Here is a 23,775-nt window from a genome sequence, read left to right as displayed (position 1 = left end):
TGCCATGCTGATCATCCCCGCCATCGACCTCAAGGACGGTGCCTGTGTCCGCCTGCGCCAGGGGCGCATGGAAGATTCCACCGTGTTCTCCGACGATCCCGTGGCCATGGCCGCCCAGTGGGTCGACGGCGGCTGCCGCCGGCTGCACCTGGTGGATCTCAACGGCGCCTTCGAAGGCCAACCGGTCAATGGCGAGGTGGTCACCGCCATCGCCAGGCGCTATCCCGGCCTGCCGATCCAGATCGGCGGCGGCATCCGCTCGCTGGAGACCATCGAGCACTATGTGCGTGCCGGCGTCAGCTACGTGATCATCGGCACCAAGGCGGTCAAGCAGCCGGAATTCGTCGCTGAGGCCTGCCGCGCCTTCCCCGGCAAGGTCATCGTCGGCCTGGATGCCAAGGACGGCTTCGTCGCCACCGACGGCTGGGCCGAGGTCAGCGAGCTGCAGGTCACCGACCTGGCCCGTCGCTTCGAAGCCGACGGCGTCAGCGCCATCGTCTACACCGACATCGCCCGCGACGGCATGATGCAGGGCTGCAACGTGCCGGCCACCCGCGCCCTGGCCGAAGCCACCAGCATCCCGGTGATCGCCTCCGGCGGCATCCACAACCTGGGTGACATCCAGAACCTGCTCGACGCCCGCAGCCCGGGCATCATCGGCGCCATCACCGGCCGCGCGATCTACGAGGGCACCCTCGACGTCGCCGAGGCCCAGGCGCTGTGCGACAACTTCAAGGTCTGAGGACTCGGCAGTGATCGAATGCTCTTCTCTCGATGAGGTCCGCGCCGCGATCGACGGACTCGATCAGCAGATCGTTCAGTTGCTGGCGACGCGTGGCGCCTATGTCAGCCAGGCCGCCCGTTTCAAGAAGGACGATGCTGCAGTGCGTGCGCCACAACGGGTCGAGCAGGTCATCGCCAAGGTCAAGGCGCTGGCCGTCGAGGCTGACGCGTCACCTGTCGTGGTCGAGCGGGTCTATCGGGCGATGATCGCCGCATTCATCGACGCTGAGTTGGCGGAACACGCCACCCTGCAGCAACGTACCTGACTTCGTCTTCTGGAGAGAAACATGGCGCTGGCCAAACGCATCATCCCCTGCCTGGACGTGGACAATGGCCGCGTGGTCAAGGGCGTCAAGTTCGAGAACATCCGCGATGCCGGCGATCCGGTGGAGATCGCCCGCCGCTACAACGAGCAGGGCGCCGACGAGATCACCTTTCTCGACATCACCGCCAGCCACCAGGGCCGCGATACCACCCTGCACACCGTGGAGCGCATGGCCAGCCAGGTGTTCATCCCGCTGACCGTGGGCGGTGGCGTGCGCACCGTGCAGGACATCCGCAACCTGCTCAACGCCGGTGCCGACAAGGTCTCGATCAACACCGCGGCGGTCTTCACCCCGGAGTTCGTCGGTGAAGCCGCGGCACGCTTCGGTTCCCAGTGCATCGTGGTGGCCATCGACGCCAAGCGGGTCAGCGGCCCCGGCGAAACCCCGCGCTGGGAGATCTTCACCCATGGCGGGCGCAAGCCCACCGGCCTCGACGCCGTGGCCTGGGCGCAGAAGATGGAAGGCCTGGGCGCCGGCGAGATCCTGCTCACCAGCATGGATCAGGACGGCATGAAGAACGGCTTCGACCTGGGGGTGACCCGCGCCGTCAGCGAGGCGGTGGGCATCCCGGTGATCGCCTCCGGCGGCGTCGGCAATCTGCAGCACCTGGCCGACGGCATCCTCGAAGGCAAGGCCTCTGCGGTGCTGGCCGCGAGCATCTTCCATTTCGGCGAATGCACCATTCCCGAGGCTAAACGGTACCTGGCCGAAAAAGGGATTGTGATACGCTCCACAAAATCTTAAGCACCGGCGGTGCCGGCAGGGAGAGGGGCGTGCGCAAGGGAATCTGGGCCTGCTTGGCCGGTTTGCTGCTGGTATCCACCACGGTCAGGGCGGAGCTTCCGGCGGGTTATCAGCTGACGCTGCTGACGGAAAACTTCCCGCCCTACAACTTCTCCGTCGATGGCAAGAACTTCGCCCGCGAGGGCGAGCTCAAGGGCATCGCCGTCGACATGGTCCGCGAGATGTGCAAGCGGGCCGGCATCTCCTACAACCTCACCCTGAGATTTCCCTGGGAGCGGATCTACGGCATGGCCCTGGATCAGCCCGACCACGGCGTCTTTGTCACCGCCCGGCTGCCGGAGCGCGAGGGCCTGTTCAAATGGGTCGGTCCCATCGGCCCGGATGACTGGGTCCTGCTCGGTCGCGCCGACAGCCACCTGCAGCTGCGCAGCCTCGACGACGTCCGCAAGCAGCAGCTAAAGATCGGCGCCTACAAGGGCGACGCCATAGCCGAGAGTCTCGTCCAGCAGGGCTTCCAGCCGGATCTTGCGCTGCGCGATCAGGAAAACGTGCAGCGCCTGGTCAAGGGACAGATCGATGTCTGGGCCACCGGTGATCCCGCCGGTCGCTACCTGGCCCGCCAGGAAGACGTGACCGGACTCAAGATGCTGTTGCGTTTCAACAGCGGCGAGCTGTTCCTGGCGCTGAACAAGCAGACCCCCGACGAGGTGGTACAGAAGCTGCAGAAGGCCCTTGACGACATGCGCCAGAGCGGCGCGGTTCAGACCATCTTCAATCGATATCTGTGATCCCGGCGGGCCGAGCGATCGGCGCGGACGGTCTCCTGAGGAGAGAGCTATGCGCAAGTCCTGGTTGGCCATCGCCGCCGTGCTATTGAGTTGCACCCTCGGCCTGGGGACAGCCCGGGCGGAATTGCCAGCGGGCTATCGCGTGGTGCTGCTGACCGAGAACTTCCCGCCCTTCAACATGGCGGTGGACGACAAGAACTTCGCGCGTGACGATGCCATCGACGGCATCAGCGCCGATCTGGTGCGCGAGATGTTCAAGCGCGCCGGGATCGACTACAACCTCTCGCTGCGCTTTCCCTGGGATCGTATCTACAACCTGACCCTGGAAAGCCCCAACTACGCGCTGTTCTCCATGTCGCGCACCGAGTCCAGGCTGCCGCTGTTCAAGTGGGTCGGCCCGCTGGGCAAGACCCGCAAGGTGTTCATGGCGCTCTCCGGCAGCACCCTCAAGGTGCCGGACCTGGCCACGGCAGCCCGGCTGCGCGTCGGTGCCTACAAGAATTCCGCCGTGAGCCTGATGATTCAGGAAAAGGGCATCGTCCCCATCGACGCCCTGCGTGATCAGGAGAACATCGCCAAGTTGCAGAAGGGCGAGATCGACGTCTGGGCCACCACCGACGTGGTCGCCCGCTACCTGGCCAAGCAGCAGGGCGTCAGCAACCTGCAGACCCTGCTCAGCTTCCAGGAATCCGACCTCTACCTGGCCCTGAACAAGGACACCCCCGACGAGGTGGTGACCCGGCTGCAGCAGGCCCTGGATGCCATGCGCCGCGAAGGCCTGGTCGACAGCATCACCAACAACTATCTCTAGTGCGCCGCCGCGTGGCGAGTTGCGCTGGCGGTGGAGCGTTCGCCAGCGCCCTGTCTGGACGCGAGGTGCCAGGGATTTTGCATGGGCCCGGCAGCCAGACGGCGCCGCGAAGCCTTGATGGTCGTGGTGATGCCAGCCGCAGTGAGCGCTGAACGTTGTAAAGGGATACTCAACGAAACCTCGAAAATGCGGCCTTGCGTCGCCAGGGAGTTGCAATGCAAAAGCTGTGGTTGCGTCTTGCAGGGGTACTGCTGGGTTGCACGCTGGGCTTGACCCAGGCCCGTGCCGAGCTGCCGGATTACTATCAGGTCGTGCTCCTGACCGAGAATTATCCCCCCTTCAACATGTCGGTCGATGACAAGAACTTCGCCCGCGATGACGCCATCGACGGTATCGCCACCGATGTCGTCCGCGAGATGTTCAGGCGTGCGGGCATCAAGTACAGCCTTTCGCTGCGCTTTCCCTGGGATCGCATCTATCGGCTGACCCAGGAGACGCCCAACTACGGACTCTTCTCCGTCGCCTACACCGAGGCGCGCAAGGATCAGTTCAAATGGGTGGGACCCTTCGGCCGTTCGAGCTGGACCCTGCAGGCGCTGCCGGGCAGCAAGCTGGACATCAAGACGCTCAAGGACGCCGCCCGCTATCGCATCGGTGCCTATCGCAACGATGTGATCAGCAAGACGCTGACCGCCCAGGGCATTCCGGTCATCGACGCCCTGCGTGATCAGGAAAACGTCGACAAACTGGTGAAAGGCCAGATCGATATCTGGGCTACCGCCGATCCCGTCGGCCGCTATCTCGCCAAGCAGCAGGGGGTGACCGGCTTGCAGACGCTGCTTCGCTTCAACGAGGTGGATCAGTATCTGGCGCTGAACAAGGACACGCCTGACGAAGTGGTGACACGCCTCAAGGCGGCCCTGGAACAGATGCGCAGGGAAGGGGTGATCGACAGCATCACCAACAACTACCTCTGATGCCTGGAAGCCGTCCGCCGGTCGCTAGCGATAGCGACCGCTGCGGCCGTGCCCGGGCATGGCCTGGTTGGCGCGCAGGGCGATCATCTGCGGCAGGTCGATGACTTCCACGCCCTGGGCCTTGAGCAGGGGCAACTGCTGGGCCAGCACCGCCAGGGTCGCCGGGTGCGGATGGCCGATCAGCACCGCGCTGCCCTGGCGCTGGGCCAGCCGCACGCCTTCGGCCAGCTGGGCCGCCACCGCCGCCGGAGTGGCGTCGTTGTCGAGAAAGACATCGCGCGAGACGCTGGCCAGGCCGATCTTCTGGGCTTCCGCCGCGGCCACGGTGGCAGCGCTGGTGCGGCTGTCGAGAAACAGCAGGTGACGCTCCTGCAGGACCTGCATCAACTCGGCCATGGCCGGTCGGTCCGCGGTCATGCGACTGCCTTCGTGATTGTTCACCCCATCCGCCTCGGGTACCCGCTCCAGCGCCCGGTCCAGGCGTTGCAGGCGTTCGGCCGAAGACATCTCCGGATGCCAGGCATAGGGACCGCCGGCCGGGTCCATGGGCAGGTGCAGCAGCACGGTGCGTCCGGCACGGTGGGCCGCGGCGGCCAGTTCGGCGGCGTAGCGGGTCTCGGGGATGATCGCCAGGATCACCGGCGCGGGCAGTGCCAGGACCTGACGATCCCGGGCCGGATTCTGCCCGAGGTCGTCGATGACGATGGTCAGCTGCGCGGTGGCGGCCTGGGCGAGCGTGCCGACCAGGGCGAGCGCCCCGGCCAGTAGCCAGCGTCCAGCCCTCACGGGGTATGGGTGACGTTGAGTCCCTTGAGCAGCGACAGCGCCTGGGAGAGCTGGAAGTCGTCATCCTGCGGCCGCGGACTCTGGTTCGGCGCCTTGCTGCCGGTAGGCCGATCGGCGCCGCCATTGCCATTGCCCAGGTGACCGGCCAGATCGGCTTCGCGGAAGTATTCGTCGGCACCGCTCTGCGGGGTGACCTTGGCCGGCGCCACGGCGATGTCCGGAGTGATGCCCTGGGCCTGGATGGAGCGGCCGCTCGGCGTGTAGTAGAGCGCCGTGGTGAGCTTGAGCGCCCGGTCGTTGTTGAGCGGCAGCACCGTCTGCACCGAACCCTTGCCGAAGCTGTCGGTGCCCATGAGGATGCCGCGCTTGGAATCCTGCAGGGCGCCGGCGACGATCTCGGCGGCCGAGGCGCTGCCGCCGTTGATCAGCACCACCAGGGGCACCTTCTCGCTGGGATCGGCGGCATCGGCCGAGAAGCGCAATTCGGAATTGGGCAGGCGGCCCTTGGTGTAGACGATCAGGCCGTGGGTCATGAAGGCATCGGCCACCTCGACCGCCGACTGCAGCACCCCGCCCGGGTTGTTTCTCAGGTCGAGGATCAGGCCCTTGAGCTTGCCCTTGTTTTCCTGACGCAGCTTGGCGAGAGCCTTGACCGTCTCTTCGCCGGTATTCACCTGGAACTGTGAGATGCGCAGCAGGCCGTAGCCGGATTCGAGCAGCTGGCTCTTGACGCTGTTGACCTTGATCACCGCCCGCGCCAGCTTGACGTCGAATGGCTGGCCGCCACCGCGAACGATGGTCAGCACGATGGGGCTGCCCGGCTTACCGCGCATCTTGTCGACCGCTTCGTTGATGGCCTGGCCCTTGGTCGGCTGGCCGTCGATCTTGACGATCAGATCGCCCGGTTGCAGGCGCGCCTTGGCCGCCGGGGTGTCGTCGATGGGCGAGACCACCTTGATGAAGCCGTTCTCCTGACCGACTTCCAGGCCCAGACCGCCGAATTCACCGCTGGTAGTTTCCTGCAGTTCGGCGAAGTCCTTGGGTTCCAGATAGGCGGAATGCGGATCCAGGTTGCTGAGCATGCCCTTGATGGCGTTTTCCAGCAGTACCTTGTCCGACACCGGCTCCACATAGGCCGCCTTGATGCGGTCGAACACCTCGGCAAAGGTGCGCAGCTCGTCCAGCGGCAGCGGAGCGCTGGCCGGGGCCGCGGGCGCGGCGCCCGGTGCGACCGGCGTCACCGCAGCCGGCGTGCTCTGCGGCGATTGCGCCTGGACGACTCCGACGCCGCTGAACAGCAGGGCGAGGACCAGGACGGTGGGACGAAAGCGATGCGGCATGTGCAGCTCCTAAACCGAGGTGTGTCGCACTATCCCTGAGCACGGCACCAGATGACCGGGTCCGTCGGGCGGCCCTGTTGGCGGATGGCGAAGTACAAGGCGGAGGCTTCCTGACCGCCGCTGGCGCCGACGGTCGCGATGGCATCCCCGGCCTTGACCACGTCACCCGCAGACTTGAGCAGGCTCTGATTATGTCCGTACAGGCTGAGATAGCCATTCCCATGATCGATGATAACCAGCTGGCCGGCGCCTCTTAGCCAGTCGGCGAAGACCACTCGGCCGTCGTGCACCGCCTTGACCCGGGTGCCGGCCCCGGCCGCGATCAGGACACCGTCCCATTTCGCGCGGGGGTCGTCACCGCGGGCACTGCCGAAGCGGGCCACCAGACGGCCATCGACCGGCCAGGGCAGCTTGCCGCGGGCATTGGCGAAGGCGCCGCCATAGGCAGGTGCTGCACTAGACACCGCCAGCTCCGGGGCGTTCGAGGGGCGCGGGGCTTTCGGCTCGCTTTGCGCCTGGCGCCGTGCCGCTTCCCGCGCCTGGGCGGCGCGGGCTTCGGCCAGTTGTCGCTGCCGGGCTTCCTCGGCTTCGCGGGCCTGGCGCGCGAGGGTTTCCTCGATGGTCTTGAGCACCTTGTTCAGCGCTGCCTGATCCTGCTCGCGGTTCTCGATCTCGCGACTCTTGTCGCGGTAGTCCGCGTTGATCTTGGCCAACGCCGCCTGGCGCTCCTTGCGCACCTCGGCGAGCTCCGCCTGCCGCTTTTCCAGGTCTTCGCGGCGGGCGACCAGGTCGCCCTGTTCCTGCTGGATGCCCTGTTCCACCTCGCGCAACTCGCGCAGGGTGTCGTTGAAGCTGGCGAGCTGATCCAGCCGGGTGCGATTCAGGTAATTGTAGTAGGTGAGGGTGCGGCTGACCTTTTCCGGATGCTCCTGGTTGAGCAGCAGCTTGAGGTATTCCTGGCGGCCGCTCTGGTAGGCGGCGCGCACCTGCACGGCGATCAGCTGTTGTTGCTCAGCGCGAGACTGGTCGAGCTTCTTCTTGCGCCCGTCCAGCTCTTGCAGCTTTTTTTCGCCGTTCTCCAGCTGCTTCTGCAGCGAGTCGACCTGCTTTTCCAGCTCGCCCATCTGGGTCTCGGTGCCCTGCAGCTGCTTCTGCACGCCGGACTTTTCGGCCTGCACCTGCTTGAGGACCTTCTGCATCTCCTGGATTTCCCGGCGGGTCTGCTCGATCTGCCGCTGGGTATCGGCGCGGTCGTCGGCCAGGGCGGGAGCGAGAACGCTGGCAAGCAGGAGAAGGGCGAGAACACGGCGCATGCGAGGTCGTACGTTTCTAGGGCGAAGCGCCTAGTATGCCCGTCACATCCGGCAAAAAAAACGGCAAGGTACGCCGTTCAGCGTTCACAGCCCGACCAGGCGGCCAGGCTGCGAACGAGAGGGCATTTCTACTTCAATAGCCGACGGTGAAGCGGGTGCGGTGATGAGCGGGCCGTTCGACCTCGTCCAGCAGGGCCACGGCGAAGTCCTCGTAGGAGATATGACTGTCGCCGGCCGCGTCGAACAGCAGGGCATCGTCGTCCAGGCGGAACCGCCCGGTACGGGTGCCGGGCGCGAAGACCATCTGCGGGCTGACGAAGACCCAGTCGAGGTCGCTCACCGTGCGCAAGGTGTCCAGGGTGGCGATGCCGGCTCCGGCTTCGCTGCGGTATTCAGCGGGAAAGGCCGGCGCATCGAACAGCCGCGAGCCGTCCGGCAGATTCAGGCTGGCGGCGCCGCCAACGATCAGCAGCCGCGGAATGCCGGTGGCGCGGGCGAAGTCGACCAGGGCGCTCGGCGCGAGGTCGGCGAATCTCAGGCTGCTGATCAGCACCTCATGACCGGCCAGGGCCGGGGCGGCCTGCAGATCGGTGACATCACCGGCGACCACCGTCAGGTCGGGCCGCGCCGCCAGGCGCGCGGGATTCCGTACCAGGGCGGTGACCCGGTGGCCGCGGGAGAGGGCTTCGTCGAGCAGGCGGCTGCCGACGTTGCCGGTGGCGCCGAGCAGGGCGATGGAGGTCATGGCTGGATTCCTCGGAAGTGAAGGGAAGCCAAGCCTAGGCAGAGCCGCGGAAGCCGCCAAGGAGGCAGTTCGAGATGAGCTGGTTACCTGCGGATAACCCGGGGCCGGCGAGGGTATGGCGCCATCGGGGGGCTGTGTATACTGGCAAGCATTTTTAGCCCTCCTTGGATAGCTCTTTCATTATGGAATTTATCGGTCGGGCGGTTGAATTCGCCACCCATCATCCGCTTCTCGTCGCCGCCTTCCTCGCCATCGTCGCCCTGATGCTGTTCAACGAGACCCGTCGTGGCGGGCGCAGCCTGTCCACCGGCGAACTCACCAACCTGCTCAACCGCGAGCAGGGCGTGGTCCTCGATATCCGTCCGAGCAAGGACTTCGCCGCCGGGCATATCGTCGGCGCGCTGAACATCGCTCAGGAGAAAGTCGCCAGCAGCCTGTCTCTACTGGAGAAGCACAAGGCCAAGACCCTGATCGTGGTGGACAGCGCCGGCCAGCAAGCCGGCGCCGTGTGCGGCGATCTGCAGAAGGCCGGCTTCACCGCCGCCCGGCTGAACGGCGGCATCGCCACCTGGCGTGCAGAGAATCTGCCCCTGGTGAAGTGAACCCCTAGCGTGGCCGCCCCATCGGCCACTGGAGACCGCGCATGTCTGACGTCGTCATCTATACCAGTGCCTGGTGTCCCTATTGCCATCGAGCCAAGCACCTGCTCGATCGCAAGAACGTGGCCTACCGGGAAGTCTCCGTCGACGGCCAGCCGGCGCTGCGCAGCGAGATGGCCCGCAAGGCCGGTCGCACCAGCGTGCCGCAGATCTGGGTCGGCAGCACCCACGTCGGCGGTTGCGACGAGCTCTATGCCCTAGACCGAAGCGGACGTCTCGATCCGCTGCTGTCCGCCTGACCAACACTCACAACTCAAGGCCCTACCATGACCGACCAAGCCAATGGCGCCCAGGAAGACGGCGCTCAGTTCTCCCTGCAGCGCATCTACATCCGCGACCTGTCCTTCGAGGCGCCCAAGAGCCCCGAGATCTTCCGTCAGGACTGGCAGCCCAACGTCAACCTGGACCTGGCCACCCGCCAGAAGACCCTGGGCGACGACTTCCACGAAGTGGTGCTGACCCTGACCGTGACCGTCAAGAACAACGAAGAGACCGCCTTCATCGCCGAAGTGCAGCAGGGTGGCATCTTCCTGGTCAAGGGCCTGGACGCCGCCTCCATGGCCCATGCCCTGGGCGCCTTCTGCCCCAATATCCTGTTCCCCTACGCCCGTGAGGCGCTGGACAACATGGTGGTTCGTGGCTCCTTCCCCGCGCTGATGCTGCAGCCGGTGAATTTCGACGCCCTCTACGCCCAGGAACTGGCCCGCATGCAGACCGCTGGCGAAGCCTGATCGGCGCCGCTGCGGTACCGGACGCCCCTTGCGAGGGGCGTTCTGCTGTCCGGTCCCGGCTTTCTTGGGAAGTGCCTAGGCCCTGTCTGCCTCTGGCTCCCGCGCCCTTGCGCCCGCTCTGAGCTTGCGGCTGGCGCGCCAGAGATCGAAGCTGAACACGGCCAGGCCCGTCCAGATGCAGATGAAGGCGAACAGCCGCTCACGGGGGAAGGGCTCGCCATAGAGCCAGACCGCCTGGATCAGCACCAGCGTCGGTGCCAGGTACTGCAGGAAGCCCAGCGTCGAATAGGGCAGCTTGCGCGCCGCGGCGTTGAAGCACAGCAGGGGAATCAGGGTGACCGGACCGGCCAGCACGATCAGCAGGCCCAGCGAGGACTGCCAGGTCTCGGCCTCCAGGCTCACCCCCGGGGTCAGCAGTGGCAGCGCGACCAGGGCGATCGGCACCAGCATCCAGCTCTCCACCACCATGCCCGGCAGGGCGGCCACCGGCGTCTGCCGCCGCACCAGGCCATAGAAGGCGAAGCTCAGGGCCAGCGCCAGGGAGACCCAGGGCAGTTGCCCCAGGGTCCACAGCTGCTGGGCCACGCCCAGCACCGCCAGGCCCACGGCGATCCACTGCAGCGGGCGCAGGCGCTCGCCGAGAATCACCAGGGCGAGCAGGATGTTGACCAGCGGGTTGATGTAGTAGCCCAGGCTGGCCTCGACCACGTGGGCGTTGTTGACCGCCCAGATATAGACCAGCCAGTTGCAGGCCACCAGCGCGCCGGACACCGCCAGCCAGAGCAGCCGTCGCGGGTGGGCGCGCAACTCCGCCCACCAGCCGCGATGGCGCCAGACGAGCAGCAGGAGGGCGCTGAACAGGGCGGACCAGAGGATGCGCTGGAACAGGATCTCGGTCGCCGGCAGGGCCGCCAGCAGTTTGAAGAACAGCGGAAACAAGCCCCACAGCCCGTAGGCGGTAAGGCCCAGGGCGTAACCCTGGCGCAAGGCAGACATGAGGGATCCTTAGGCAGGCAACTTTCTTGTCCGGGCAGGATAGCTCAAGGGGCTGCGGGATGTCGGAATGGGTGGAGCTTCCTGTCGTCAGCCCTGGCAGGCTGGCATCCCGCCCTCGCGGCCATGGCAGTGCGCCGCTGCGTAGGCCGCAGGCATTGTCGGATCGCGGCCATGGGCGCGATCAGTGTTGTAGCCTGGAAAACGGCACAGTCTTTTCCATTGAAGAGTTCATCGCAGGGCCTGCCCTCACCCCGGCCCTCTCCCAAGGGGAGAGGGCGCATTGGCGCCTGTAGCGTGGAAAACGGCGCAGCCTTTTCCACTGAGTCGCACAAAGGCTAGAACAGTCGCAACGGCGCCTCGTCCAGCGCAGCGCGCTGTTCGCGCAGGGTGAGGATCTGGTCGCCCCAGTAGCGTTCGCTGCCAAACCAGGGAAAGCTCTTGGGAAAGGCCGGATCGTCCCAGCGACGCGCCAGCCAGGCGCTGTAGTGCATTAGCCGCAGGGTGCGCAGTCCCTCTATCAGGGCCAGCTCGCGCGGCTGGAAGTCGTGGAATTCCTCGTAGCCGTCCATCAGCTCGGACAACTGCGTCAGCCGCTCCTGGCGATCGCCGGCCAGCAGCATCCAGAGATCCTGCATGGCCGGGCCATGGCGGCAATCGTCGAGGTCGACCATATGGTAGGCGTCATCGCGACAGAGCAGGTTGCCCGGATGGCAGTCGCCGTGCAGGCGGATGACGTCGTAGCTGACACTCTCGAAGAGTTCGTCGAGGCGCAGGAGCAAGTCGCGCGCCACGGATTCATAGGCGGGCAGCAGGCTCTTGGGAATGAAATTGCCGGTGAGCAGGGTGTCCAGAGAGGCATGGCCGTAGCCCTGGACGTCCAGCGTCTCGCGGTGCTGGAAGGGTCGGCTGGCGCCCACCGCATGCAGGCGACCGAGCAACTGGCCGAGGCGATGCAGCTGGTTGAGATCGCCTGGCTCCGGCGCGCGACCGCCACGGCGAGGAAAGAGTGCGAAGCGAAAGCCGGCATGGGTGAACAGCGTCTGGCCATCGCGCTGCAAGGGTGCGACCACGGGCACCTCGCGCTCTTCCAGTTCGGCGGAAAAGGCGTGCTCTTCCAGAATGGCCGCATCGGTCCAGCGATCCGGCCGATAGAACTTGGCGATCAGCGGGGTCTCGGCTTCGATGCCGATCTGATAGACGCGATTCTCGTAGCTGTTGAGCGCCAGTACCCGGGCATCGCTGAGATAGCCCAGACTTTCGATGGCGTCGATGACCAGGTCGGGACTCAGATTTTCGAACGGATGAGACATGGCGCGCTCCTCGGTCACGGGGGACGATGGCGATTGCCACCCTGCATCCGGGAGATGCTAGCGCATGCCCGAGCCCCATGGCGAAGGCTCGAGCGCTATCCGCTCGCCGGTCAGGCGCCGATCACACCGCCGTCTTCGCGGCTGATGACCATCACCGAGGAACGGGGCTGACCATCCGCTCGTTGTTCCGGGAATTGGGAGCCGCCTTCCTCGCCGGGGTGCTGGATGCCGACGAACATCGTCCGGTAGTCCGGCGAGAAGGCCAGGCCGGTGACCTCGCAACCGACAGGGCCGACCAGGAAGCGGCGCATCTCGCCGCTGCGCGGATCGGCGCAGAGCATTTGATTGTTGCCCATGCCCTCGTAGTCGCCCTTGTTGCTGTACTTGCCGTCGGTGAGCACCCACAAACGGCCGGCAGCGTCGAAGCCCAGGCCGTCGGGACTGTTGAACATGTTCTCGGCATTGATCTGCTGCGAGCCTGCTTCCGGCTTGCCCGGGTGTACCTTGGGATTGCCGGCGATGACGAACAGATCCCAGTCGAAGCTCAGGGCCGCGGCATCGTCGTCGCTCTCGCGCCAGCGCACGATCTGGCCGTAGAGGTTATTGGCGCGGGGATTGGGGCCGCCCACTGGCATGCCGTCTTCACCGCGCTTGGTGTTGTTGGTCAGGGTGCAATAGACCTGGCCGTCCTTGGGGCTGACGGCGATCCACTCCGGACGGTCCATGCGCGTGGCGCCGACCTGGGTGCCGGCCTGGCGGGCGTGGATGAGCACCTCGGCCTGGCTGGCGAAGCCGTTGGCGGCGGTGAGGCCGTTCTCGCCATGCACCAGCGGCAGCCACTGGCCGCGGCCCTTGGGGCGGTTCGGATCACGGTCGCCTTCGTCGAAGCGGGCGACATAGAGGGTGCCATGATCGAGCAGCTCGCGATTGGCCTTGGGATCGTCCTGCAGGCGATCGCGGCTGACGAACTTGTAGATGAATTCGCCGCGCTCGTCGTCACCCATGTAGACCACTACGCGGCCATCGCGGGTGCGGGTAAGGGCGGCGTTCTCGTGTTTGAAACGACCCAGGGCGGTGCGCTTGACCGGCTTGGCCTGGGGATCGAAGGGATCGATCTCGGTGATCCAGCCGTGGCGATTGAGCTCGTTGGGATTCTGCGCCAGGTCGAAACGATCGTCGTGCAGGTGCCAGTCGTTCTCCACGCTGGCGTGCTTGACGCTGTAGCGCTTCTGGGCCGCATCGAACTTCAGGTTGGCATCGCGACTGCCGAAGACGTCGGTGAAGTTCTCTTCGCAGGTCAGATAGGTATGCCAGGGCGTGGCGCCGCTGGAGCAATTCTGGAAGGTACCCAGCACCTCGCGTCCGGCCGGGTCGGCGGCGGTCTTGAGCAGGTCGTGGCCGGCAGCCGGACCGCTGACGGCGATGGGCGTGTTGCCGTGCACCCGGCGGTTGTAGGGCGAGCCCTGGACGAAGTGCCATTGGCCGTCCACGCGCTTCACCTCGATCACCGAGACGCCCTCGGCGGCCTGAGCCTTGCGGGTGTCTTCCAGGGACTTGGGCGGCGTGCCGTGGCTGAGCAGGTAGCGGTAGTTGGTGTATTCGTTGTTGATCGCCATCAGTGCCCGATCCGGATCGTCCGGGAAGGGGTAGAAGGCCATGCCGTCGTTGTTGTCGCCGAATTGCACCGCCTGGTCGGCGGCGCTGGGGCTGCCATCGGGGCGGAAGGCCGGACCATCGGTGTGCAGCGGCTGGCCCCAGCTGATGAGCACGCTGGCGCGATAGCCGGGCGGCACCACCAGGGTGTCGGCGGTGGAGGCCGGGATGTTGGCGAAGCCGATCAGGGGATTGCCCGTGGCCTCGCTGACGGCGTCGGCCAGGGCGCTGCGCCCAAGCAGGCCACCGCCCAGGAACAGGGCCGCGCTGGCCAGGGCGCCGGCGCCGATGAAGCGGCGGCGGCTGAAGTGGACGAGGCGTTCGAGATCGGTCTGGTCGTTGTGCATGCTCATGGCTCCCTCACGGTGTGCAGGCGAGGCTAGTCAGACTAAATGACGTTTTGGTGACAATGGCTAGTCGCCGGGTGGTGGCGTCCGCGCCAGGCAATAGACGTCGACCCGCCCGGCGCCGGCGCGCTTGAGCAAGCGCGCCAGGCTGTCGGCGGTGGCGCCGGTGGTGAGGACATCGTCTACCAGGGCCAGGTGGCGACCTTGCAGCTGGGCGTCCTTCACCAGGGCGAAGGCCTGCTTGAGATTGCGCCGCCGCTGGTTGGCGCTCAGGCCCTGTTGGCTCTGTTGCTCCTGTACCCGCTGCAATAACCTGCCATCCACCGGCAGTTGCAGCGTCTTGCCGAGCCAGCTGGCCAGCAGGGCGGCCTGGTTGAAGCCGCGTTGGCGCAGGCGCAAGGGTGAGAGGGGAACCGGCAGCAGCAAGTCCGGGCGTGGCTGGCCTTCGTCGAACAGATGCTGCAGATGCCGCGCCAGCAGCGCCCCGGCCAGGCGACCGAGACTGCCCTGGTCGCGGTGCTTGAATCTGTTGATCAGGGTGTCGACCGGAAAGGCATAGCGCCAGGGCGCCAGTACCTGGTCGAAGGCCGGCGGCTTGACCAGGCAGCTGCCACAGAGGAGGCCGTCTACCGGTAGGGGCAGGGCGCAGCATTGGCAGTGTGGCCCGAGCCAGGGCAGTTCGTTGTCGCAGCCTTCGCACAGCGGCATTCCGGGCGGAAGCCAGGTGGCGCAGAGGGCGCAGTAGGTCCCGGGCCGCAGGCGTTGCCAGTGGCGCTTTAATACAGAGGAGAACGGTAGGGTCATGACGGCATCCGTGCCGAGCGAGAGCCCTACTGTGCCAGGCCGCCGGCCTGGCCACCAGTCAGCCGCGAATCAGCCAGCCCATCACCATCAGGCCCAGGATCAGCCAGATGACGCCGCCCACTATCGAGCGGGCCATGAAGGCCCGTACCGCGGCGTAGAGCAGCAGCAGGCCGATGGCCAGGACCACGAAGCTGATATAGGAGTCGTCCATGCCGATGGAGCGCGCCATGCCATGGAGAAAGTCGTGCACGGCATCGGCGATGCCGCCCAGGACCGAGCCGAACAGGTCGATGATGAAACGGATGACTTGGCCGAGCGCCGCGCCGAGCCAGTCGAAGAAGCCTTCAGTACGCATGGATGTTTCCAGATCCTTTGCAATGTCCCTTGGAACCCGCGAAGCCCGCCGGGTTCGCTGGTGATCCGCGCTACACTGCGCGTTTTCCGCAGTGTCTCTCAAGTTCTTAGTGATGACAGCTACCGACGCGCTACCCCTGATCCTGCTTCCCGGCCTGCTCTGTGACCAGCGCCTCTGGGCCACCCAGGCTGCCGACCTGGCCGACACCTGCCCGGTGTCCATCCCCGACCTCACACGCGACGTTGGCATCGCCGCGCTGGCCCGCCGGGTCCTGGCCGAGGCGCCACCGCGTTTCGCCCTAGGCGCCCTGTCCATGGGCGGCTATGTGGCCTTCGAGATCCTGCGCCAGGCGCCGGAGCGGGTAGTGCGACTGGCGCTGTTCGACACCATGGCCAGCCCGGATACCCCCGAGCGTGCCACCCAGCGTCGCGCCATGCTCGACCTGGCCGAACGCGGTCGCTTTCTCGGCATCAGTCCGCAACTGCTGCCACGCCTGATCCATGCCTCGCGCCTGGGCACGCCGGTAGCCGACACCGTGCTGGCCATGGGCAAGGCGGTGGGCAAGGAGGCCTTCCTGCGCCAGCAGCAGTCGATCATCGACCGCCCCGATTCGCGGCCGACCCTGGCCCAGATCCAGGTGCCCACCCTCATCGTGGTCGGCGCCCAGGATCAACTCACCCCGCCTGCCGAAGCCGAACTCATGGCGGCCGGCATCCAGGGCTCGCATCTGGTGGTGCTGGACGACTGCGGCCACCTGCCGCCACTGGAGCTGCCGGAACGGACCACGGCACTGTTGCGGGAGTGGCTGGCCTGACCCCTCGTCGCGGACGCTGAACCCCGGCGGCAGGCGGGCCTCCATTGGCAAAGCCCCCTGGAGTCCCGCATGGCGCATCGCCCATCACTGTCCATCCTCTCCCTGGTGCTGGGGCTCGCCCCCACCACCGTGGCCCTGGCCGCGCCAGTGGGGGCCGGTCAGCCCGAGCAGCTGCATTTCGCCGACGACGGCGTCATTCCCAATAGCCGCCTGCCCGTGCTGCTCTATCGCCAGGTTCCTCTGGAAGGGACCGACCGCGCGGCGGCGCTGGAGCGACTGTTCGCCGACAACGCCTGGCCGCCGCAATGGCGCTACGGCGTCTATAGCTACCATCACTATCATCCCAATGCCCATGAAGTGCTGGGCGTGGCGCGCGGTCGGGCTATCCTGCGCCTGGGTGGCGAGCAGGGGCAGGATGTGGAGGTGAGCGCGGGCGATGTGGTGGTGCTACCGGCGGGCACCGGCCACCGCAACCTGCAGTCCAGCGCAGATTTCCTGGTGGTCGGCGCCTATCCGCCCGATCAGCAGGACTTCATCACCCAGCGCGCCGATCCGGCCGCCCACGCCCGCTCGGTCGGACTGATCGCCGGGGTGTCCTTGCCGGCAAGCGATCCGGTGACCGGGCGCGAGGGCGCACTGCCGGCGTTCTGGCGCTAGCAGAGGCGGGTCAGGGTGGCCTCGTCGGGCTGACCGGCGAAAAAGGTCTTCAGCGCCTGGCGAAAGGGCTCGGGATCTTCGGCCACGGCGGCGAAGAGGGTGAGGCTAGAGTGGAACTTGAGATCGTCCGGTTGCCCGAACAGCGCGGTCGCGGACAGCTCCGGATGCTCCAGCGCCGCCGCGGTGATCTCCCGCAGGCGCGATCCCAGCAGCGGATGTGCGAGGTAGGCACTGGCCTCGTCGCGGGAGGCAATGGCGTAGTGGCGTGCCGTTTCGCTACGACCCAGTCCCTGGATCTGCGGAAAGATGAACCACATCCAGTGGCTGCGCTTGCGCCCGGCGCGGATTTCCGCCAGGGCGGTGGCATAGGTGCCTGCCTGGGCGTCGAGGAAGCGTTGCAGATCGTGGGTGGCGGGCATGGGGGAAACTCCGGGCCTTTTGCCTATCGGCAGACGGACCCGGAGGAAGTGCCGGTCACGAGACGAGCGGTCTAGCTGCGCACCGCGCGATAGCTGACCTCGCCGCCTTCGCTGACGTTGTCCAGGTCGATCCGGGAGGTCTCCGGCAGGCTCAGGCCACCGACCAGGCCCAGCAGGGCGATCAGGATCAGGTAGAGCGCTGGCGAGAGGTTGCTGCCGGTGGCGCCGATCAGCCAGGTCGCCATCAGCGGGGCGGTGCCGCCGAAGATGGTGTAGGCCAGGTTGTAGGTGATGGCGCCGGCGGTGTAGCGCGTGCGGGTCGGGAAGACCTCGCTGAGCAGCGGCGCCGTCACCACGTTGCACAGTACCGCTCCGGCGCCCAGCAGCAGCGAACCCAGCAGGGCGCTGCCGAACTGGCCGCTACTGGCCAGCAGCAGCGCCGGATAGACGCCCACCGCCAGGACCAGGCTGGCCAACACCGTGGTCATGCGCCGACCGATGCGGTCGGTGACACGTCCCAGCACCGGGCAGGCGGCTGCGGCGGCGAACAGGGTGATCAGGCTGATGGCCAGCGCCGCGGCCCGGTCGAAGCCGCCAGCCAGCTGCAGGTAGGTGGAGAAGTAGGTGGTGAACATATAGAAGGACAGCGCCGTCAGCGAAATGAAGGCGCCCAGGCGCAGGATGGAACGGCCCTGCAGCCTGAGCGTCTCGCCCAGCGGCGAATGGCTGACCTCATGGTCGGCTTCCAGGGCCTGGAAGGCCGGGGTCTCGTCCAGCTTCAGCCGCAGGTAGAGGCCGATCAGACCCAGCGGCGCGGCGGCCAGGAAGGGAATGCGCCAGCCCCAGTCGGCCATGGTGGCGGCGCCCAGCAGCCGCTCCAGGCCCCAGGCGGTCAGGGCCGCGCTGGCGAAGGCGAGAAAGGTCGAGACCGGCACGAAGCTGCCATAGCGCCCGCGTCTATCGCGCGGCGAATGCTCCATCACGTAGGCGCAGGCGCCCGCGTATTCGCCGCCGGCGGAAAAGCCCTGAGCGCAACGGATCAGCGTCAGCAGGATCGGTGCCCAGATGCCGATGGTGGCGTAGCTGGGCAGGATGCCGATCAGGGCCGTGGCGCCGGCCATGATCAGGATGGTCAGCGCCAGGACCCGTTTACGGCCGATACGGTCACCCAGCAGGCCGAAGACGATACCGCCCAGCGGCCGGAAGGCGAAGGCCACGGCGAAGACGGCAAAGGTCTTGAGCAGCCCGGCGGTGGCATCGCCACTGGGGAAGAAGTGCGCGGCGATCAGGGTGGCGAGAAAGCCATAAAGGGCGAAATCGAACCATTCGACGAAATTGCCGATGGACGCGGCGGAGATGACCTTGCGCAGGGTGGCGGGTGAAACGGAAGTCGCTGTCTGGCTCATGGCGGGCCTCGGGAAAGGGCGGAGACGGAGGCAGAAATGGAGCGCCTTGTTTTATTGTCGAGAGATCGGGGCGTACCGCAGCTTCCACCCTAATCCTTTTCCCGTGACCGAGCAGTCCCGCCAGCGACTTGTCCACCGTTGGAACCGACTTCAGGAGCCCCGCCATGACCATGACGACCACCTATGCGGAAAAGGAGCCCGCCCGCACCGATGTCGACGCCCTGCCCGGTGTCACCCTGCTGGAGTTCGGCGCACCCTGGTGCGGCCACTGTCGTGCCGCCCAGCCGCTGCTGGCCACGGCGCTCGCGGACTACCCCGGCGTGCGCCATCTCAAGATCGAGGACGGCCCCGGCCGCCGCCTGGGACGCTCCTTTCGCGTCAAGCTCTGGCCTACGCTGATCCTCTTCAAGGACGGCCAGGAACTGGCGCGGCTGGTGCGCCCGACGGCGGCGGCAGCCCTGCGCGAAGCCCTGGCCGAAGCGGACTGACCGGTCGTTCCACTCGTCCTCGCCACGCTTGACAGGGCAGGCCTGGAACATTAGTTTCAAACAACTGTTTAAACACCCTGGCGGAAGGTCTGCAGCGACGCTGCCGCCACCCTCGACAACAAGCATTCGCAAAGAGGTAACAGTCATGCCCGATTACAAAGCCCCCCTGCGGGACATCCGCTTCGTTCGCGACGAACTCCTGGGCTATGACGCGCACTACCAGAGCCTGCCCGGTTGCGGCGACGCCACTCCCGACATGGTCTCCGCCATCCTCGAAGAAGGTGCCAAGTTCTGCGAACAGGTGCTGGCGCCGCTCAATCGCATCGGCGACCAGCAGGGCTGCACCTGGAGCGAAGAGGGGGTGAAGACCCCCGATGGCTTCAAGGAAGCCTATGCCCAGTTCGTCGAGGGCGGCTGGCCGAGCCTGGCGCACAACCCGGCCCACGGTGGCCAGGGCCTGCCCGAGTCCCTCGGCATCTCCCTGTCGGAAATGGTCGGCCAGGCCAACTGGTCCTGGGGCATGTACCCCGGCCTGTCCCACGGCGCCATGAACACCCTGGAGCAGCACGGCACCGACGAGCAGAAGCACACCTACCTGGAAAAGTTGGTGACCGGCGAATGGACCGGCACCATGTGCCTGACCGAACCCCACTGCGGTTCCGACCTGGGCATGCTGCGCACCAAGGCCGAGCCGCGCGCGGACGGCAGCTACGCCATCACCGGCACCAAGATCTTCATCTCCGCCGGTGAACACGACATGGCCGAGAACATTGTCCACATCGTGCTGGCCCGTCTGCCCGACGCCCCCGCCGGCACCAAGGGCATCTCGCTGTTCATCGTGCCCAAGCGCCTGCCCGACGCCAGCGGCGCGGCCGGCGAGCGCAACGCCGTGCACTGTGGTTCCCTCGAACACAAGATGGGCATCCACGGCAACGCCACCTGCGTGATGAACTTCGATGGCGCTACCGGCTTCCTGATCGGCCCGCCGAATCGCGGTTTGAACTGCATGTTCACCTTCATGAACTTCGCCCGCATCGGCACCGCCCTGCAGGGCCTGGCCCACGCCGAGGTGGCCTTCCAGGGCGGTCTGAAGTACGCCCGCGAGCGGCTGCAGATGAGATCCCTGACCGGTCCCAAGGCCCCCGAGAAGCCCGCCGATCCCATCATCGTGCACCCCGACGTGCGCCGCATGCTGCTGACCATGAAGGCCTTCGCCGAGGGCAGCCGGGCGATGATCTACTACACCGCCAAGCTGGTGGATATCCTCAAGTACAGCCAGGACGAGGAGCAGAAGCAGCAGGTCGAGACCCAGATGGCCTTCCTCACCCCCATCGCCAAGGCCTTTATGACCGAGGTGGGTTTCGAGGCGGCCAGCCACGGTGTGCAGATCTATGGTGGCCACGGCTACATCGCCGAATGGGGCATGGAGCAGAACCTGCGCGATGCGCGTATCGCCATGCTCTACGAGGGCACCACCGGCATCCAGGCCATCGACCTGCTGGGTCGCAAGGTGCTGATGACCCAGGGTGAATCGCTCAAGGCCTTCACCAAGGTGGTGCACAAGTTCTGCCAGGCCAATGCCGAAAACGCCGAACTCAAGACCTTCGTCGAGCCGCTGGCCAAGCTGAACAAGGAGTGGGGCGAGCTCACCCTCAAGGTCGGCATGGCCGCCATGAAGGATCGCGAGGAGGTGGGTGCCGCCGCTGTCGACTACCTGATGTACTCCGGATATGTCTGCCTGGCCTACTTCTGGGCGGACATGGCCCGGGTCGCGACCGAGAAGCTGGCCGCCGGCACCGACGAGGCCGCCTTCTACCAGGCCAAGCTGGCCACCGCGCGCTTCTACTATGAGCGCCTGCTGCCCCGTACCCGCGCCCACGCCGAAGCGCTGCTGGCCGGCGCCGGCAGCCTGATGGCCCTGGCCGAGGAAGACTTCGCCCTCGGCTACTAAGCCGTCGCAGCTCCACTGAAAACCCCGCTCCGGCGGGGTTTTCGCTTTTTCGCGGGCGCGAAAATCCAGCCGTTGCAGACCTCCGATCGGCTGACCGCCAGGTCAGATCATGAACCTATGTCTCCCTTCCGGTTCGGTCTTACACTCGGGTCATACCGACAAGAACACCTTCCGAGGAGACTCGACATGGCTGACTACACCCCGCCGCTTCGCGATATCCGTTTCGTGCTGGATGCCGTCCTCAAGGTCAAGGACCGCTGGAGTCAGTGGCCTGCCCTGGCCGAAGTGGTGGACGGCGAGACCGCCGATGCCATCCTCGAAGAAGCCGGCAAGCTGTGCGCCCAGGAACTGGCGCCACTCAATCGCAATTCCGATGAGGAAGGCTGCCACTGGCAAAACGGCGAGGTCACCACGCCCCAGGGCTTCCGCCAGGCTTACCAGGCCTTTGCCGAAGGCGGCTGGGTCGGGGTCGGTGGCGATCCCGAATACGGCGGCATGGGCATGCCCAAGGTGCTCACCGCCCAGGTCGAGGAAATGATGCACGCCAGCTGCCTGGCCTTCGGCCTCTATCCGATGCTCAGCGCCGGTGCCTGCCTGGCCCTGCACGCCCATGGCAGCGCAGAACTGAAGCAGGCCTATCTGCCCAACCTCTACAGCGGCCAGTGGGCCGGCTCCATGTGCCTGACCGAGCCCCATGCCGGTACCGACCTGGGCCTGATCCGCACCCGCGCCGAGCCCCAGATCGACGGCAGCTACCGGGTCACCGGCACAAAGATCTTCATCACCGCCGGCGAGCACGACCTCACCGAGAACATCATCCATCTGGTGCTGGCCAAGCTGCCCGATGCCCCCGCTGGTTCCCGGGGCATCTCGCTGTTCCTGGTGCCCAAGATCCTGGTGGACGAGGCGGGTGCCCTGGGCGCGCGCAACGCCGTGGCCTGTGGTTCGCTGGAACACAAGATGGGCATCAAGGGCGCCGCCACCTGCGTGATGAACTTCGACGGCGCGGTCGGCTACCTGGTGGGCGAGGTCAACAAGGGCCTGGCCGCCATGTTCACCATGATGAACTACGAGCGCCTGGGCGTCGGCATCCAGGGCCTGGGTTCGAGCGAGCGCTCCTACCAGAATGCCCTGGCCTATGCCCGCGAGCGCCTGCAGAGTCGTTCGCCGGCCGGCATCCAGCAGGCCGCCAAGAACGCCGATCCCATCATCGTCCATCCCGATGTGCGGCGCATGCTGCTGACCATGAAGGCCCTGAACGAAGGCGGCCGGTTGTTCTCCAGCTATGTCGCCCTGCAGCTCGACACCGCCAAGTACAGTCCCGAACCGACCGAGCGCGAGCGAGCCGAGGCCCTGGTGGCGCTGCTCACCCCGGTGGCCAAGGGCTTCCTCACCGATCTCGGCCTGGAACTCTGCGTCGCCGGTCAGCAGGTGTTCGGCGGTCATGGCTACATCCGTGAATGGGGCCAGGAGCAGCTGGTGCGCGACGTGCGCATCACCCAGATCTACGAAGGCACCAACGGCATCCAGGCCCTCGACCTGGTCGGCCGCAAGCTGGCCGGCAGCCGCGGTGCTCTCTACCGGCCCTTCAGTGAAGAGGTCCATGGCTATCTGAGCGGTCTGCCGGCGGACAATGAATTCGCCGCACCCCTGCGCCAGGCGCTGGATCAGCTGGACGGGGCGACCGAATGGCTGCTGCAGGCCGGCGCCAGCGATCCCCACGAACTGGGGGCAGCCTCGGTGGACTACCTGCACCTGTTCGGCTATGTCGCCTATGGCTACCTCTGGGCCCGGGGGGCGGCCGCTGCGGCGGATCAGGAGGCGACCTTCGCCGAAGCCAAGCTGGCCACTGCGCGTTTCTATTTCGCTCGTCTGCTACCGCGCACCCTGAGCCTGGCTGCGGCCGTGCGCAGTGGCGCCCAGCCGCTCTACGCCCTGGCCGAGGAGGCGTTCTAAGCTGTTGACCAGCAAGGTAAAAAGCCATGTCGTGTAAGCTTTGGCTTACACCACGTCGCCGCGATAAGCCATCGCCTAGTCTCTGATAGCTGCGTAATCTACACCCATCGGATCGCGGTACAGGATGTACCCAGCGCTCCAGATGATTTCAAGGAAATATGGCCAGGATGGCCCCCCGGCACGGATGTCGGGCAGAGACTTACAGGGATAGATGGCCAAGGATTGGCGGCCTGACAAGGATGTCGGGTTAAGTCTGCGAAACCCCGCTTCGGCGGGGTTTTTTATTGCCTGCCGGAACCTGATTCAGGCCCTGCCAGTCTTAGAGGCATCTTCTTGCCTGCCCACTACTGGAGCCTGAAATGGACCTCATCCGCCTCATCTTCGCCATCATCCTGCCACCCGTGGGCGTCTTCCTTCAGGTCGGCTTCGGCGGCGCCTTCTGGCTGAACATCCTGCTGACGCTGCTGGGTTACATTCCGGGTATCATCCATGCCGTCTGGGTGATTGCCCGTCGCTGAACCAGCGGTCTGATCGCGGCCCGAATGCCGCGATCGCCTGGCTGACCCGAGGGTCAGCGCCGACCGGAGCGAAAGGGGCCGGAGGGCAAGCGTCCGTG

General features: G+C 66.2%; 26 protein-coding genes. 15 read left to right on the top strand and 11 right to left on the bottom strand.

Annotated features, from left to right (window positions below; translation table 11 throughout):
- Window positions 1-4: 4 nt before the first annotated feature.
- The 6 genes from hisA (at window position 5) to AABM56_RS21275 (ending at window position 4,429) form a co-directional block, all read left to right on the top strand.
- On the top strand, window positions 5-742 hold the full coding sequence (gene hisA / locus AABM56_RS21300; protein WP_007159787.1) for a 1-(5-phosphoribosyl)-5-[(5-phosphoribosylamino)methylideneamino]imidazole-4-carboxamide isomerase: 738 nt from the start codon (window positions 5-7) through the stop codon (window positions 740-742).
- A 10-nt stretch (window positions 743-752) separates the two neighbouring features.
- Window positions 753-1,049 (top strand): chorismate mutase, encoded by a 297-nt coding sequence (locus tag AABM56_RS21295; RefSeq protein WP_133861988.1) that lies wholly within the window; start codon window positions 753-755, stop codon window positions 1,047-1,049.
- A gap of 21 nt (window positions 1,050-1,070) precedes the next feature.
- Window positions 1,071-1,853: an imidazole glycerol phosphate synthase subunit HisF gene (gene hisF / locus AABM56_RS21290; RefSeq protein ID WP_007159785.1), complete on the top strand. Its 783-nt coding sequence runs from the start codon at window positions 1,071-1,073 to the stop codon at window positions 1,851-1,853.
- Between the two features lie 29 nt (window positions 1,854-1,882).
- Window positions 1,883-2,641 (top strand): ABC transporter substrate-binding protein, encoded by a 759-nt coding sequence (locus tag AABM56_RS21285; protein ID WP_133861987.1) that lies wholly within the window; start codon window positions 1,883-1,885, stop codon window positions 2,639-2,641.
- 49 nt (window positions 2,642-2,690) lie between these two features.
- Window positions 2,691-3,452 (top strand): ABC transporter substrate-binding protein, encoded by a 762-nt coding sequence (locus AABM56_RS21280; protein ID WP_133861986.1) that lies wholly within the window; start codon window positions 2,691-2,693, stop codon window positions 3,450-3,452.
- Window positions 3,453-3,667: 215 nt separating this feature from the next.
- Window positions 3,668-4,429: an ABC transporter substrate-binding protein gene (locus AABM56_RS21275; RefSeq protein ID WP_133861985.1), complete on the top strand. Its 762-nt coding sequence runs from the start codon at window positions 3,668-3,670 to the stop codon at window positions 4,427-4,429.
- Between the two features lie 24 nt (window positions 4,430-4,453).
- On the opposite strand, the gene AABM56_RS21270 is transcribed toward AABM56_RS21275, so the two are convergent.
- From AABM56_RS21270 to AABM56_RS21255, 4 genes are all read right to left on the bottom strand, one after another.
- Entirely contained in the window at window positions 4,454-5,215 is a 762-nt protein-coding gene (locus AABM56_RS21270) for a divergent polysaccharide deacetylase family protein (protein ID WP_347883676.1), read from the bottom strand.
- Entirely contained in the window at window positions 5,212-6,555 is a 1,344-nt protein-coding gene (locus AABM56_RS21265; RefSeq protein ID WP_263259347.1) for a S41 family peptidase, read from the bottom strand. The genes AABM56_RS21270 and AABM56_RS21265 overlap by 4 nt, the downstream gene beginning before the upstream one ends.
- A gap of 29 nt (window positions 6,556-6,584) precedes the next feature.
- Window positions 6,585-7,868 (bottom strand): murein hydrolase activator EnvC, encoded by a 1,284-nt coding sequence (locus AABM56_RS21260; protein ID WP_133861982.1) that lies wholly within the window; start codon window positions 7,866-7,868, stop codon window positions 6,585-6,587.
- A 133-nt stretch (window positions 7,869-8,001) separates the two neighbouring features.
- Window positions 8,002-8,613, bottom strand: coding sequence for an NAD(P)-dependent oxidoreductase (locus tag AABM56_RS21255; protein WP_187980532.1), 612 nt, complete (start codon window positions 8,611-8,613; stop codon window positions 8,002-8,004).
- Between the two features lie 182 nt (window positions 8,614-8,795).
- Between AABM56_RS21255 and AABM56_RS21250 the strand changes: the two genes are divergently transcribed.
- Genes AABM56_RS21250 through secB form a run of 3 tightly spaced genes read left to right on the top strand, consistent with a single transcriptional unit; the run spans window position 8,796 to window position 10,003 of the window.
- Entirely contained in the window at window positions 8,796-9,215 is a 420-nt protein-coding gene (locus tag AABM56_RS21250) for a rhodanese-like domain-containing protein (protein ID WP_133861980.1), read from the top strand.
- A 41-nt stretch (window positions 9,216-9,256) separates the two neighbouring features.
- Window positions 9,257-9,511: a glutaredoxin 3 gene (gene grxC, locus AABM56_RS21245; protein ID WP_133861979.1), complete on the top strand. Its 255-nt coding sequence runs from the start codon at window positions 9,257-9,259 to the stop codon at window positions 9,509-9,511.
- A gap of 27 nt (window positions 9,512-9,538) precedes the next feature.
- Entirely contained in the window at window positions 9,539-10,003 is a 465-nt protein-coding gene (gene secB, locus AABM56_RS21240) for a protein-export chaperone SecB (protein WP_263259349.1), read from the top strand.
- 75 nt (window positions 10,004-10,078) lie between these two features.
- Here secB and rarD read toward each other — a convergent pair whose 3' ends face one another.
- The 5 genes from rarD to AABM56_RS21215 form a co-directional block, all read right to left on the bottom strand.
- Window positions 10,079-10,999 carry an EamA family transporter RarD gene (gene rarD, locus AABM56_RS21235; protein WP_263259350.1) on the bottom strand — a complete coding sequence of 307 codons (921 nt, stop codon included), beginning with the start codon at window positions 10,997-10,999 and terminating at the stop codon, window positions 10,079-10,081.
- A 335-nt stretch (window positions 11,000-11,334) separates the two neighbouring features.
- Window positions 11,335-12,309 carry a serine/threonine protein kinase gene (locus AABM56_RS21230; RefSeq protein ID WP_133861977.1) on the bottom strand — a complete coding sequence of 325 codons (975 nt, stop codon included), beginning with the start codon at window positions 12,307-12,309 and terminating at the stop codon, window positions 11,335-11,337.
- A gap of 110 nt (window positions 12,310-12,419) precedes the next feature.
- Window positions 12,420-14,309, bottom strand: a complete 1,890-nt coding sequence (locus tag AABM56_RS21225) for a PhoX family phosphatase (protein WP_273862389.1) — start codon at window positions 14,307-14,309, stop codon at window positions 12,420-12,422.
- Between the two features lie 66 nt (window positions 14,310-14,375).
- Window positions 14,376-15,113 (bottom strand): ComF family protein, encoded by a 738-nt coding sequence (locus AABM56_RS21220; protein WP_263259352.1) that lies wholly within the window; start codon window positions 15,111-15,113, stop codon window positions 14,376-14,378.
- A gap of 58 nt (window positions 15,114-15,171) precedes the next feature.
- A complete protein-coding gene (locus tag AABM56_RS21215) occupies window positions 15,172-15,468 on the bottom strand; it encodes a hypothetical protein (RefSeq protein ID WP_133861974.1) in 297 nt (98 codons plus the stop codon).
- Between the two features lie 112 nt (window positions 15,469-15,580).
- Here AABM56_RS21215 and AABM56_RS21210 point away from each other — a divergent pair, with 112 nt between their 5' ends.
- Together AABM56_RS21210 and AABM56_RS21205 are read left to right on the top strand one after the other, a co-directional pair.
- Window positions 15,581-16,282, top strand: a complete 702-nt coding sequence (locus tag AABM56_RS21210) for an alpha/beta fold hydrolase (RefSeq protein ID WP_133861973.1) — start codon at window positions 15,581-15,583, stop codon at window positions 16,280-16,282.
- Between the two features lie 69 nt (window positions 16,283-16,351).
- Window positions 16,352-16,939, top strand: a complete 588-nt coding sequence (locus AABM56_RS21205; protein ID WP_133861972.1) for a cupin domain-containing protein — start codon at window positions 16,352-16,354, stop codon at window positions 16,937-16,939.
- Here the strand turns inward: AABM56_RS21205 and AABM56_RS21200 are convergent.
- Window positions 16,936-17,358, bottom strand: a complete 423-nt coding sequence (locus AABM56_RS21200) for a DUF1810 domain-containing protein (RefSeq protein WP_133861971.1) — start codon at window positions 17,356-17,358, stop codon at window positions 16,936-16,938. The two genes, AABM56_RS21205 and AABM56_RS21200, sit on opposite strands and share 4 nt — an antisense overlap.
- 71 nt (window positions 17,359-17,429) lie before the next feature.
- Window positions 17,430-18,764, bottom strand: a complete 1,335-nt coding sequence (locus AABM56_RS21195; protein ID WP_133861970.1) for an MFS transporter — start codon at window positions 18,762-18,764, stop codon at window positions 17,430-17,432.
- 164 nt (window positions 18,765-18,928) lie between these two features.
- On the opposite strand from AABM56_RS21195, the gene AABM56_RS21190 reads away from it, so the two are divergent.
- From AABM56_RS21190 to AABM56_RS21175, 4 genes are all read left to right on the top strand, one after another.
- Window positions 18,929-19,252, top strand: a complete 324-nt coding sequence (locus AABM56_RS21190; RefSeq protein ID WP_133861969.1) for a thioredoxin family protein — start codon at window positions 18,929-18,931, stop codon at window positions 19,250-19,252.
- A 145-nt stretch (window positions 19,253-19,397) separates the two neighbouring features.
- Window positions 19,398-21,203: a phenylacyl-CoA dehydrogenase gene (locus AABM56_RS21185; RefSeq protein ID WP_133861968.1), complete on the top strand. Its 1,806-nt coding sequence runs from the start codon at window positions 19,398-19,400 to the stop codon at window positions 21,201-21,203.
- Window positions 21,204-21,389: 186 nt separating this feature from the next.
- A complete protein-coding gene (locus tag AABM56_RS21180) occupies window positions 21,390-23,159 on the top strand; it encodes an acyl-CoA dehydrogenase C-terminal domain-containing protein (RefSeq protein ID WP_263259353.1) in 1,770 nt (589 codons plus the stop codon).
- Between the two features lie 359 nt (window positions 23,160-23,518).
- Complete coding sequence (locus AABM56_RS21175; protein WP_007159763.1) at window positions 23,519-23,677, top strand: YqaE/Pmp3 family membrane protein; 159 nt, start codon at window positions 23,519-23,521, stop codon at window positions 23,675-23,677.
- Window positions 23,678-23,775 lie beyond the last annotated feature (98 nt).

This window comes from Pseudomonas aestiva (genome assembly GCF_039908605.1).
GTDB lineage: Bacteria > Pseudomonadota > Gammaproteobacteria > Pseudomonadales > Pseudomonadaceae > Chryseomonas > Chryseomonas aestiva.
The sequence above is the reverse complement of the archived record's forward strand: the minus strand, read 5'-3'. Positions and strand labels throughout refer to the sequence as shown.